Raw genomic sequence first — 12594 nt, forward strand, 5'->3', positions numbered from 1 at the left:
GAAGGTGCCCTGAGTATAGCGCTCGGCGCGGCCAGCCGGCGGAGCCTGGTCACGGCGCGTGCGCTATCCTCGACATGTACGCCCGTCCGCCTTCCACCATCCGAAAGGAGTCCCTGTGGACACCATGAAGAGCATCACCCCCGACGACATCACGGCCTCGCGCGAGGCCTTCGACACCGACCGTACCAGCGTCGTCGCCAAGAATGCCGTAAGCTCCGCCGGCATCCGCACCGCCGCACGCGTGCCCGAGGCCATCGCCAACAACACGCTTCAGTTCGACATCGAGGTCACCCAGGGAGACCGCACCGACCAGGAACGTTCCGGCCGCTGCTGGATGTTCGCAAGCCTCAACACCATGCGCTACCGCACCATCAAGAGGTTCAACCTCAAGACCTTCGAGCTCTCGCAGGCCTACCCCCTCCTCTTCGACAAGCTCGAGAAGAGCAACTGGTTTCTCGAGAACATCCTGGACACGCTCGACGAGCCCCTTGGCGACCGCCTGATGGCCCACCTCCTGTCCGACCCCATCGGCGATGGCGGGCAGTGGGACATGTTCCGGAGCCTCGTGAGGAAGTACGGCGTGGTGCCCAAGGAGGCCATGCCCGAGACCGCCTGCTCGCGCAACACGCACGAGATGGACGCCTATCTCACGCGCTACCTGCGTGGCGCCACCAGGCGCCTGAGAGAGACGGCCGCCTCCGGCACCGGCGAGGATGACCTGCGCGCCATGAAGAAGGAGATGATGGACGAGGTCTATCACCTGCTCGTGACCTGCCTGGGCGAACCTCCCCTCCACTTTGACGTGCGCCTGCGCGACAAGGACGACAAGGTCGTGCTCTGTGGCACCTTCACGCCCCAGGAGTTCTTCGAGGCGGCCGTGGGCATGGAGCTCGACGACTACGTCTCGCTCATCAGCGCCCCCACCGCCGACAAGCCCTACCACAGGAGCTTCACCGTGAGCCGCCTGGGCAACGTGTGGGAGGATGGCACCGTGCGCCACCTCAACCTCCCCATCGACGAGCTCAAGCGCGTGGCCATCGCCCAGCTCAAGGACGGCCTGCCCGTGTGGTTTGGCTGTGACGTCGATCAGAGCTACCTGCGCGACGAGGGCATCATGGATCCGGCGGCCATCGACATCGACACGCTCATGGGCTTCCCCGTGGCCGGCGCACTCGACAGGGGCGAGCGCCTGGACTATGGCGAGAGCCTCATGACCCACGCCATGGTGCTCGAGGGCGTGCGCCTGGACGACGCCGGTACGCCCGTCATGTGGAAGGTGGAGAACAGCTGGGGCAAGGACCACGGCCGCGACGGCTTCGACACCCTCTCCGATGCGTGGTTCGACGAGTACGTCTACCAGGTGGTCGTGGACAGGAAATACCTCACCGACGAGGAGCGCGCCGCCTACGACGCGAAGCCCATCGAGCTTCTGCCCTGGGATCCCATGGGATCGCTCGCGCACTAGCACCATACGCCACGGCGCACGGCGGCGCCGCAGGGAACCCCTGCGGCGCCGTTCCGGTAGGCGGCCTCCTGCCACGGCTCCCTATGAGTGCGAGATCCCGAAGCAACGATGGGCCAGGTCGGCGTCGAGCTGGGCCCAGGCGCCGCCATCGGCAGAGGTGCGGTGGATGGAGAGCCTACCTTCCTCGGGAATCGTGGCCTCAAAGCCTCCGTCCACGTCGAAGGCGGGATGGCTGTTGCGCAGCTCCATGAGCCTGATGAGCTCGCGCACCACCGGACGCTCCACCTCGCGGTCGATCTCCTCGCGGCTGTAGTAGTGGCGGTTGATGTTGCGCCCCTCCTTGGTGGCCTCGAGCAGCTCGAGATCGTTTTTGCCCGCCAGCAGGCCCACGTAGTAGACCATGGGAACGCCCTTGGCAAAGAACTGGATGGCCCGGGCGAGCAGGTAGGCGTCATCGTCGTTGCCGAGCGCCGAGTAGTAGGTGGTGTTCACCTGGTAGACGTCCAGGTTGTGGTAGGCCTCGGTGTTGTAGACCTTCTTGACGTTGGCGCCCTCGGAGAACATCTTCTCCTTCGTGGCATCCACGACGTCGTCGGGCATGAGGTCCCTCACGTCCACGATCCCGATGCCATCGTGGGTGTCCAACGTGGTGAACTGATGTGCGGGGCTCATCTCGAGCCACCTCTGAAGGTAGGTGGCGTCCCCGTCGTAGAGGGCGTGCAGCGTGAGCACGGGCAGGGCGAAGTCGTAGACCCAGTAGCCCATCTTTGAGACCCTCATCTGCATCGTGTAGTGCTCGTGAATCTCGGGCAGCACCATGGTGCCATAGGGCTCGATGATGCGCTGCATGGCCTCGAGGAGCTCACCCGTCTCGGGCTGGACGAAGAAGCAGCTGGTGCCGGGCTTCTTGACCGCATAGGCGAAGGCGTCCAGGCGGATGATGCTGGCGTTGTTCTCGGCCATGGTGGTGAGCGTCTCGGCAAAGAAGCGCTGGGCGCGCTCGCTTCTCACGTTGATGTCGATCTGCTCCTCGCCGAAGGTGCACCAGAGCTTCTCGGTGGAGCCGTCGGCGAAGGTGGCGTCCACGTAGGGCGCGCGCGGCTTGCGCTTGTAGATGGCATCCACCTGCTCCTGCGTGGGAAAGCCGCCCTCCGCCGCCCAGAAGTCCTTGTAGCGTATGAAGAAGTCGGCAAACTCCGAGGCGTCCCTCTTGGCCATGAAGTCCTCGAAGTAGGGGCTGTGGCGCGAGATGTGGTTGATCATGAAGTCGAACATGAGGTAGCGCCGCTCGCCGATGCGCCTGATGTCGTCCCAGCTGCCAAAGGCCTCGTCCACCACGTCGTAGCGCAGGGGGGCGAAGCCGCGGTCTCCCGAGGAGGGGAAGAACGGCAGGATGTGCACCCCGCCCACGGCCGCATCGAAGTGGCTGTCGAGCACCTCGCGCAGGTCCGTGAGGTCCTTGCCGAGGCTGTCAGCATAGGTGATGAGCATGATCTTGTTGTTGAGCTTCATGGGGGTCCCTTCCAACCTGACACGTGGGTCACACATCGATGCTGCAGGGGCACGAGCGCCCTGCTTTGATTATGATGGAATCGATTCCAGATTGTCGTCTCAGGGGCGTGGGAGACTCATCCAAAGGGGCAGGCATGGCGGACTACTACCACAGGGCACACAGCAGGGGACGGCGAGAGGCGCGCTCCGACATCGCACGGGGGGCATACCCCTATCTGCCCGCGCTCGAGGGCATGGTGGACAGCGTCGCCACCATGCACGAGGTACCCCTGGGGACCATGGAGATCCCCCTCTACCTGGTCATTGGCACACGCACGCGCGGCAGGCAGAATGTCTTCTCCCGGAGCTTCATGCCACTGGCAGACGCGGGAAGCGAGTTCGCGGGAAAGTGGGAGGCCCTCTGCGAGTCCCAGGTCGCCGAGGGCATCCGCGAGCCCATCCGCGTCTATGAGTACCTCCAGCACTTCTATGTCCTGGAGGGCAACAAGCGTGTCTCCGTAGGCAAGTTTCTGGGGACGCCCACCGTGCACGCCGAGGTCACGCGTCTGCTGCCCCATCCCTCCCGTGACCCCTCCTACCGCCTGTACCGGGAGTTCCTTGACTTCTGGCAGGTCTGTCCCCTGTATGGGATCAATTTCACGCGCGAAGGCTCCTATGCGCTGCTCGCCCGCGAGCTGGGTCACACGCTCACGGAGCCGTGGCCCGAGGACGACGTCCGCGACCTCCACGCGTTTGCGGTGACCTTCAGGGAGCGCTTCTGGCATAGGGCGGGGCAGGCCGCTCCCGTGGACCTCACGGATGGGGACGCGCTGCTGATCTATCTCAAGGTCTTTGGCCCCGCCGCCCTGCACGAGTGCTCTCCCGCGCGCATCGACGAGCACCTTGGTGCCATCTGGGACGAGCTGGCCCTCGGCATGGGCGAGGAGGATGTGGACTTCGTGGACGTCCCAAAGACCGAGACGGGCGCCGTGTCCCGCATGGTGTCGAGCTTGGTGAGGGTCCATGAGGGGACCGAGCGCAGGCGTGCGCCCCTGCGCATCGCCTTCCTGTACGAGGGGGACCCTCTGGTCTCGGGCTGGACACTCGCGCATGACGATGGCCGCACATATCTCGAGAAGCAGCTGGGTGACCAGATCGAGACCGTGCCCTTCTACGACTGCGACCGTCCCGAGCGCTTCGCGGCGGCCATCGACGCTGCGGTTGCCGATGGTGATGACCTCATCGTCACCACGTCGCCCCGACAGATGGAGCTGACTCTCACGGCCGCCATCACGCACCCCGCCCTGGAGTTCCTCAACTGTTCCCTCAATCTGGCAAGCGCGCGCGTGCGCACGCTCTATGGCAGGATGTACGAGCCCAAGTTCATCCTAGGGGCACTGGCGGCCAGTGCCGCGGAGAACCATCAGATTGGCTACCTTGCCAGCTATCCCGTCTATGGCAGCGTGGCAGAGGTCAACGCGTTTGCCTTGGGCGCCCAGCTGATTGATCCCCAGGCACGCATACACCTGAGGTGGGCGTCCGTACGGGGCCGTGGCTTGGGCTGGCGTGAGGACATGCTCGCCGAGGGCGCCCGCGTCATCTCGGGCAGCGACTACTTTGACCCCACGTCGAGTCTGGCCTCGTTTGGCATCTGGCGCGAGACGGGCGATGGGCCCCATATGCTCGCCTACCCTCTCTGGGGATGGGGCCGCTGCTATGAGCTGGTCAGTCGCTACCTCATGGAGGACCTTTGGCAGCGGGGCGGCTCCGTGCGTCGTAGGCCGACAAACTACTGGTGGGGCATGGGCACGGGCGCCGTGGACATTCGCCTCATGGACGACCTGCCCCGCGGCTCGCACACACTTGCGACGCTGCTCAAGGAGGCCATCGTCAAGGGCATGCTCTCCCCCTTCGGGGGCGTGATCGACACGCGGCAGGGATCCCTCGGCCATGAGGGATCATCGCTCTCGGACGCACAGATCGCCAGTATGCGGTGGCTCGCCCAAAACGTGGAGGGGAGCCTCCCCTCCTACGATGAGCTCACCGACCAGGGAAAGGCGATGGTCCGCATCAGCGGCGTCATCGACATCCCACCCGACGAGGCGGTTCTGCGCACCTCGTTGGCGGGCGTACGGAACCATGACGACCCATGCGGCCCCCAGGACGACGGATACCGACAGGGCGGGGCGACCACATGAGGATACTTGCCCTATCGGACGTGGAGGAGCCCTGGCTGTACGAGTACCTCGATCGGGATCGCCTCGACGAGGCCGACCTCATCATCTCCTGTGGCGACCTCTCGGCGGACTATCTGGAGTTCATCGTGACCATGGCGCACGTCCCCCTGCTCTATGTGCCGGGCAACCATGACGAGGCGTACCTGACGCGCGCGCCCGGGGGATGCACGAGCATCGATGGCAGGCCCTGGGAGGACAGGGGGCTGCGCGTCTTTGGGATGGGCGGGGCGATGCGCTATCGCGTGGGCCCCTTCCTGTACTCCGAGGCGCAGATGCGCAGGCGCATGCGCAAGCTCAAGGTGAGGTCCGAGCTTGCCCAAGGTGTCGACATCCTGGTGACCCACGCACCACCCCGTGGCTATGGGGATCTCGATGACCTGGCACATCATGGCTTCGAGGCGTTCAACGAGACCCTGAACCGGTACAGGCCCACGCTCATGCTCCATGGGCACATCCACGTGCAGTACGGCCGCATCCAACGGGAGCTCATACACCCCAGCGGCACGAGGATCATCAACGTGTGCGGCTCCCAGCTCATCGAGTTCCCAAGGAGACAGGAGAGGCAGCCATGACAGTCGACACGGTCCCGCAATCCCTCACGACGGAGCGTTGGTGGCAACGCGCGGTCGTCTATCAGATCTGGCCTCGGAGCTTCCAGGACAGCGACGGCGATGGCGTGGGCGATCTGCGCGGCATCATCAGGCGCCTGCCCTATCTGGCGTGGCTGGGCGTTGACGTGCTTTGGCTCTCGCCCATCTACCGCTCGCCCATGGTGGACATGGGCTACGACATCAGTGACTATCAAGGCATCGCGCCGGAGTTTGGCACGATGGCGGACTTCGACGAGCTCCTGGCCCAGGCCCATGGGCTCGGGCTCCGTGTGGTCATGGACCTGGTGGTCAACCATACCTCAAGCGAGCACCCCTGGTTTGTGGCCGCACGATCGGGCCGGGACAACCCCCTGCACGACCACTACATCTGGCGCGCTGCCGTCGATGGGCACGAACCCAGCAACCTGGGTTCGTGCTTTGGCGGAAGCGCCTGGGAGTGGGACGAGACCTGCCAGCAGTACTACCTGCACCTCTTTGCCAAGGAGCAACCGGACCTCAACTGGGACAACCCCGCCGTGAGGGATGACGTGTATGCCATGATGCGCTGGTGGCTGGACAAGGGCGTGGATGGCTTCCGCATGGATGTCATCAGCCTCATCTCCAAGGGGCCGACGTTCGAGGACGGCACCCCCGGCCCCAGCGGCTACGCCATGGACACCATCCCGTCGAGTGGCCCGCACGAGCACGAGTACCTGCGTGAGATGCGTACGCGGGCACTGGCAGGGCATGACACCATGTGCGTCGGCGAGTGCCCTGGCGTGGGCATGGAGGAGGCCTGCCGCTATGCGAACCTCGACGGCAGCGAGCTGGACATGATCTTCCAGTTCGAGCACACGAGCCTGGGGGATGACGCCACGCATGGCAAGTGGACCTGCGCCCGCCCACGCCTGAGCGAGCTCAAGCAGACGGTGAGGCGCTGGCAGGAGGGCCTCGAGGGCAGGGCATGGAACAGCCTCTTCTGGGGCAATCACGACCAGCCCCGTGCCGTGTCACGCTGGGGTTTCGACAGCGATGAGTGGCGCGAGACGAGCGCCAAGATGCTTGCCTGCTGTCTCATGCTCATGAAGGGGACGCCCTACATCTTTCAGGGCGACGAGCTGGGCATGTGCAACTACCCCTTTGCGTGCATCGACGACTTCAGGGACCTGGAGTCAAAGGACGCCTGGCGCATGCTCAGGGAGGACTGCGGCGAGGGGGACGAGGAGGCACTGGCGGCGCTCAGGGCACGCAGCCGCGACAACGCCCGCACGCCCATGCAGTGGGACGCTGGGCACGAGGCGGGCTTCACCTGCGGGACGCCCTGGATGCCCGTCAACCCCAACTACCCGTCCGTCAACATGGAGGAGGAGCGCGGACGCACGGACTCCGTGCTCGCGTTCTATCGTATGCTCATCGCCCTGCGCCATGCGAGCGACCTCATCGTGCACGGGACGTTCCGCATGCTCGACCCCACGAACGAGGAGAGCCTCACGTACGAGCGCGTCCTCGACAAGCAGGGTCTGTTGGTTGCCTGCAACTTCTGCGCACACGGGACGACGGTGGGGCTGCCTGTCGCCTATCGCGACGATGGCGCGCTCCTCCTCTCCAACTACCCGGATGGGCCCACAGGGAAGTGCGCCGACGGACGTCTGGCGCTCAGGCCCTATGAGTCCATCGTCATCGCACATGCCATGACGTACGGGGAGCTCGAGGCCGTCTGCACGGCGGCTGGTGACCCCAAGGGCTAACAGATGCGTACCGCTCCCGCCTGGCGTATGCCCATGGGGTGCACGTTCTCGCGGCCGACGCATGAGGAGATGAAGTCCACGTAACCTGCCGTCTCCCTTTTGGGGAGCGCACACATGATGACGCCCGCAAAGCCCCCGCCGTGCACGCGGCACACGCCAGAGCCAATACGTCTCAGGTACAGCTCCGTGAGTGCAAGCACGAGCGGGATGGACTGGTCCTGGGCAGAGCCCGGGACCACCGTGTTCTGCAGCCACTTCCAGGAGGAGTTGCCAGATGCGCGCATGAGATCGAGTACGCGCCCCTCGTCTCCGGCACCAAGTGCGGCGGCAGCCTCGTCCACACGCCTGCACTCCTCGAAGAAGTGGAACGACCTCAGGATGGCGCGGTCACATCCCAGCTCCCTCCGCAGGTGCGGCAGGGCCTCAAGCAAGGCATCCTCACTGGTCTGGCAGAGCTGCTCAACGCCAAGGGCATGGGCGACGGCATGCATCTCATCGGGAATCGCAGAATACTCGGCGGAGAGATCCGCATGTCCCCTGCCCGTGTTCACGATCACGAGGTCGTAGCCCACGTCGTCAAGGCTGAACCTGACCTTCTGGTACCGGGCGCCGTCGCAGAAGTCAAGCAGAATCGTGCCCCCCACACCACAGGCCATCTGATCCATGAGGCCCGATGCCTTGAGCCAGAAATGATTCTCGGCAAACTGTCCGGCACGCGCGATGGTCGCGCAATCGATGCCTCCCCCGTTGAACAGATGGCTCACGACCGTGCCGACAAGCATCTCGAACGAGGCGGACGAGCTGACACCCGCCGAGGGAATGACCTCGGAGGAGACATGGGCATCGAGGCCACCCACCGTGAAGCCCGCCTGCCTGAGCGCCACCAGCATGCCCGCCACGAGCGTCATGGACCCAGGCCCTGGCTTGACCTCGTCCAGATGGTTCAGGGCGATGACGATGGGCTCGTCGTAGCCCTCGCTCACGATGCGCACCTGCGATCCTGTCGCGGGGACGGCTACGCAGATGCTGTCCATGGTGATGCTTGCCGCCAGAACCTTGCCCCCGTTGTGGTCGGTATGGTTGCCGATGATCTCCGTGCGACCCGGTGCGGAGAAGTACGAGACCGCATCCGTCGGCACGCCGAAGCGCTCCTCGAAGGCACCGGCCAGCGCCTCGAAGCGCGGCAGGGCACCCACCGCCCCATTGCCATAGACCCTGCCCAGCTCCTCAATGGTGGGAACCCTCATCGTTGCCCCTCTCCGTGCCAGCGGTTGACCGTATCGACAAAGGCATGGAAGGCTGTCCGACCAGCCTCGTCCGCCTTGAAGACGCCGCAGTTCTCGAGCACCAGCGCAAAGACGAGCCCTATCTCCTCCTTGAGGACCGCGCCCACCACTGCGGGATCTGCACCTTTGCCGATCTCGGGATGGCGCGTCAAGACCTCGCCTACCCATGGGGCATGGTCCGAGACCCCAGGAATCGACGAGACGTCCTCGCCCGCACAGATGGCCTCACGCACCCGCGCCATCTCCCCTTTGAGACGCGCAGGCAGCACCGCAAGACCCATGACCTCGATGAGGCCGATGTTCTCGCGCTTGATGTGATGGTATTTTGCGTGTGGGTGGAAGATTCCCAGGGGGTGCTCCTCGCTCGTGCGGTTGTTGCGCAACACGAGGTCGAGCTCATAGTCGTCCCCACGTCGGCGCGCGATGGGCGTGATGGTGTTATGGGGCCTGCCGTTCGTCTCGGCCAGGATGCCAGCCGACTCATCGCTATAGGCGCGCCAGGTCGTGAGGACACGATCCGCCAGCTCGACCAGCCGTGCCGGATTCGCACCATCGAGCCTGATCACCGAGAGCGGCCAGTCCACCACACAGGCATGCACGTCATCAAAGCCCACGAACGAGAGCCGCTCACGTGCCGCCGCGCGTGCCATGGCAAACTCATAGCGGCCACCTTGGAAGTGCTCGTGCGTGAGGATGGAACCGCCCACGATGGGCAGGTCGGCATTGGATCCCACCGTATAGTGGGGGAACATCCGCACAAAGTCGAGCAGGCGCACGAAGGCCTGTCGATCGATGAGCATGGGGGTGTGCTCGCGTGAGAGCACGATGCAGTGTTCGTTGTAGTAGACGTAGGGCGAGTACTGCAGGAACCACTGGCTTCCGCCCAACGTGAGCGGGATGAGCCTGATGGTCTGGCGCGCTGGGCGATCGAGCGCACCCGCATAGCCCACATTCTCGGGACAGAGCAGGCAGCGGGGGTAGCGCTCGCCGTCTGCCCCCGCCTTGAGGGCAGCCGCGATGGCGCGTGGATCCTTCTCGGGCTTCGAGAGGTTGATCGTGATGTCGAGGTTGCCATAGGCGGTCTTCGCCACCCAGGTGAGATCTCGTGCCACACGGTAGGTGCGAATGTAGTCGGAGTCCTGAGCCAACCGATAGAAGTAGTCGGTCGCGGCCTCGGGGGACCGTTCGTAGCGTTGCCAAAACGTACGGATGACCTCGCTCGGACGTGGCGTGAGGCAACCCATGAGACGCGTGTCGAACAGGTCGCGCCGTGTGATGCCGTCCTCGATGACCCCATGCGCAACGGCGTCGTCCAAGAGGTCCGCCAACATGTCCTCCAGCGGGCGGGCCGTGACCGTCGCCGTAGGGTCGAACGTCGCGGAGGGCCTCGCCTCAAGCACATCCAGCAGCTGGTTGGCAACAAGGGTGCGGTCGTCCTCCTTCATCAGCCCCCGTTCGACCCCATACGAGACGAGTTCGAGAACGGTACCCTCGACGTCCCTGGAAGCCCGTGCATCCCCATCGGTCACACTCACAGCGTTCCTCCTCCCTCAGCCGCCGCATGTGTCACAGCGCAGCAGGTGGTACCTGTGGCTCTGATACTCATGCAGGCCGGATGGGAGCGGCACCCCCATGCACATGAGGGCATCGGCCGGATAGATCCCGCCCGTCTCCTCGTCCCTGTAGAGCACGTCCGGCGTGAGCCCCCGTGGTACCACATAGAGCGACCCCCTGTTGACCTCCATCCTGTTCATGACCACGCTCACGAGCGCCTCCGAGCCATCAGGAGCCACAAACTCCCAGGCCGTCACGGCATCGCGCAGGGGGTCGGTGAGGCGGTAGTACCTCCCCCGCTGAACGAGGGAGGCATAGCGCCTGAAGTCCCCCACCTGTCCGCGTATGGAGTCATGCGCCTCCGCGGGCAGCTCGGCGAGGTCGAGCTCGAAGCCAAAGGTGCCGGCCATGGCCACGCAGGCGCGTGTGGAAAGCGGCACGCTGCGTCCGCTCATGTGGTTGGGACAGGCAGAGACGTGCGACCCCACCACAGAGCAGGGATAGCCGAACGAGGTGCCGTATTGGATCCTCAGCCGATCGATGGCATCGGTGTTGTCACTGCACCAGATCTGTGGCGTGTAGTAGAGCATGCCCGCGTCGAAGCGTCCGCCCCCACCGGCGCAGCCCTCTATGAGCAGCTTGGGATAGCGGGCGGTGATGCGCTCGAGCATGTCGTAGAGGCCCAGCATGTAGTCGTAGGTAACGCTACCCTGGTCCTTGGCGCACGGAGAGTACACGTCGATGATCGAACGGTTGTAGTCCCATTTGAGGTACTCGATGTTTCCCTGGTCAAGGAGCCTGCAGACCTGATCGAACAGGGCATCCACGACCTCGGGGCGCGAGAAGTCGAGCACGAGCTGGCTACGGCCCACCACGGGCTCCTTGCCGGGAATGGTGAGCGCCCAATCGGGGTGGGCGCGGAAGAGGTCGCTGTCCTGGCTCACCATCTCGGGTTCCATCCAGATGCCAAACCTGACCCCTAGGTCGTTCACGCGCCCGATGAGGTCCCTCAGCGTCCCGCCAAGCTTCTCCTCGTTGACCCACCAGTCGCCGAGCGCCCTGTCGTCCGTGCTCCTCCGCGAGAACCAGCCGTCATCCAGAACCAGCATGTCGATGCCAAGCTCGGCTGCCCGCCTGGCCAGCGAGACGATGTCATCCCCACTGAAGTCCATGTAGAAGGCCTCCCAGCTGTTCAGGAGGATGGGACGCACCCTGTCCCTCCACCAGCCCCGGCACACGCGCGTGCGGATGATGTCATGGAGGCTGTGTGAGAGCCGCTCGAAGCCCCGATCGGTGAAGCTCATGATGATCTCGGGACTGGTCACGCTCTGACCGGGGGCAAGCGGATAGGAGAACGTCTCCTCCGCCAGCCCCATCTGCAAGCGCGTCTGGTCGTACTGGTCACGCTCCGCCTCCGCACGGAAGGAGCCACTCCAGACGAACTGCATGGACCAGCAGCGTCCTGCCGTCTCGGATGTCGTATGGTCGGAGAGGATGAGCATGGGATTGTACTGGTGCGAGGAGGTGCCCCGCCTGCTGCCTATGACATGCAGGCCATGATCGAGATGCTCACGCAGAGGCTGACGCTCCATGGCATGGCGCCCATAGAAGCTCATGAGGTCAAAGTCACCATGCACGAAGTCCAGGCAGGCGCTGTGCAGCTTGTCAATCGTCACGCCCGCGCCGCCGGCATTCGTCACGCGTGTGGCACGGCAGATGACATCCTGGTGTGGCATCACGCCATAGAGCAGCTCCACCTCAAGGCCGAGGCGGACGTCGTGCAGCCTCACCCTGAGCGTCTGGGCACCGTCCCCTGGCTCGGCGTACACGGCGGGCATGCCCGGAAGGGCGTACTTGCCCTCCTCTATCTCGAACCCGGCAAAGCGCAGGTCGCACCCGAAGGCCCCCCGCGCGTCCCGCACGCGGAGCAGGGGGCTGCGACAATCGCCCCCACCCGCAAAGGGGAACTCCTGGGGCAGCGCATCCAGGGAGTAGCTGCGCCTGTCATGGGCCACCGCCGGATTGGCCGAGGTGCCTCGATCCGCATAGGTCAGCAGATAGTCCATGCAGCCTCTGCTTCTGGGACCCCAATAGAGATGCAGCAGATAGCCCATCATATCCACCTGCATCTGATAGCTCGTGTGGTCTGTGACGAGGGTCAGCGTGCTGCTCTGTTCGTCAACGACGATGGGCATCGTCCCTCCTCGGGGTTGGTCTTTGCGA

8 protein-coding genes are annotated in these 12594 nt (G+C 64.7%); 4 read left to right on the plus strand and 4 right to left on the minus strand.

Going from position 1 to position 12594, the window contains the following annotated elements; translation table 11 throughout:
* The first annotated feature begins 115 nt into the window (after positions 1–115).
* A complete protein-coding gene (locus HMPREF1316_RS04935) occupies positions 116–1465 on the plus strand; it encodes a C1 family peptidase (RefSeq protein WP_021725762.1) in 1350 nt (449 codons plus the stop codon).
* Positions 1466–1546: 81 nt separating this feature from the next.
* On the opposite strand, the gene gtfA is transcribed toward HMPREF1316_RS04935, so the two are convergent.
* On the minus strand, positions 1547–2977 hold the full coding sequence (gene gtfA / locus HMPREF1316_RS04940) for a sucrose phosphorylase (protein ID WP_021725934.1): 1431 nt from the start codon (positions 2975–2977) through the stop codon (positions 1547–1549).
* A gap of 134 nt (positions 2978–3111) precedes the next feature.
* Between gtfA and HMPREF1316_RS04945 the strand changes: the two genes are divergently transcribed.
* From HMPREF1316_RS04945 to HMPREF1316_RS04955, 3 genes are read left to right on the plus strand one after another with little or no spacing between them, the layout of a single operon-like run.
* Positions 3112–5154, plus strand: a complete 2043-nt coding sequence (locus tag HMPREF1316_RS04945) for a BMP family ABC transporter substrate-binding protein (protein ID WP_051332917.1) — start codon at positions 3112–3114, stop codon at positions 5152–5154.
* The gene (locus HMPREF1316_RS04950; RefSeq protein ID WP_021725874.1) at positions 5151–5765 is read left to right on the plus strand and encodes a metallophosphoesterase family protein; all 615 of its coding nucleotides are present in this window, start codon (positions 5151–5153) and stop codon (positions 5763–5765) included. The genes HMPREF1316_RS04945 and HMPREF1316_RS04950 overlap by 4 nt, the downstream gene beginning before the upstream one ends.
* On the plus strand, positions 5762–7531 hold the full coding sequence (locus tag HMPREF1316_RS04955; RefSeq protein WP_021725904.1) for a glycoside hydrolase family 13 protein: 1770 nt from the start codon (positions 5762–5764) through the stop codon (positions 7529–7531). The genes HMPREF1316_RS04950 and HMPREF1316_RS04955 overlap by 4 nt, the downstream gene beginning before the upstream one ends.
* Here HMPREF1316_RS04955 and HMPREF1316_RS04960 read toward each other — a convergent pair.
* From HMPREF1316_RS04960 to HMPREF1316_RS04970, 3 genes are read right to left on the minus strand one after another with little or no spacing between them, the layout of a single operon-like run.
* Positions 7528–8778, minus strand: a complete 1251-nt coding sequence (locus HMPREF1316_RS04960; RefSeq protein ID WP_021725865.1) for a galactokinase — start codon at positions 8776–8778, stop codon at positions 7528–7530. The two genes, HMPREF1316_RS04955 and HMPREF1316_RS04960, sit on opposite strands and share 4 nt — an antisense overlap.
* Positions 8775–10352 carry a UDP-glucose--hexose-1-phosphate uridylyltransferase gene (locus HMPREF1316_RS04965; protein WP_021725860.1) on the minus strand — a complete coding sequence of 526 codons (1578 nt, stop codon included), beginning with the start codon at positions 10350–10352 and terminating at the stop codon, positions 8775–8777. Before HMPREF1316_RS04965 ends, HMPREF1316_RS04960 begins: the two co-directional genes overlap by 4 nt.
* 15 nt (positions 10353–10367) lie before the next feature.
* Positions 10368–12566, minus strand: a complete 2199-nt coding sequence (locus tag HMPREF1316_RS04970; protein WP_021725928.1) for an alpha-galactosidase — start codon at positions 12564–12566, stop codon at positions 10368–10370.
* Positions 12567–12594 lie beyond the last annotated feature (28 nt).

It is taken from the genome of Olsenella profusa F0195, from assembly GCF_000468755.1.
Lineage (GTDB): Bacteria > Actinomycetota > Coriobacteriia > Coriobacteriales > Atopobiaceae > Olsenella_F > Olsenella_F profusa.

Coding starts and splice junctions, on each gene's coding strand:
- gtfA (WP_021725934.1), bottom strand. CDS start 2,977: ATGAAGCTCAACAACAAGATCATGCTCATCACCTATGCTGACAGCCTC.
- HMPREF1316_RS04945 (WP_051332917.1), top strand. CDS start 3,112: ATGGCGGACTACTACCACAGGGCACACAGCAGGGGACGGCGAGAGGCG.
- HMPREF1316_RS04950 (WP_021725874.1), top strand. CDS start 5,151: ATGAGGATACTTGCCCTATCGGACGTGGAGGAGCCCTGGCTGTACGAG.
- HMPREF1316_RS04955 (WP_021725904.1), top strand. CDS start 5,762: ATGACAGTCGACACGGTCCCGCAATCCCTCACGACGGAGCGTTGGTGG.
- HMPREF1316_RS04960 (WP_021725865.1), bottom strand. CDS start 8,778: ATGAGGGTTCCCACCATTGAGGAGCTGGGCAGGGTCTATGGCAATGGG.
- HMPREF1316_RS04970 (WP_021725928.1), bottom strand. CDS start 12,566: ATGCCCATCGTCGTTGACGAACAGAGCAGCACGCTGACCCTCGTCACA.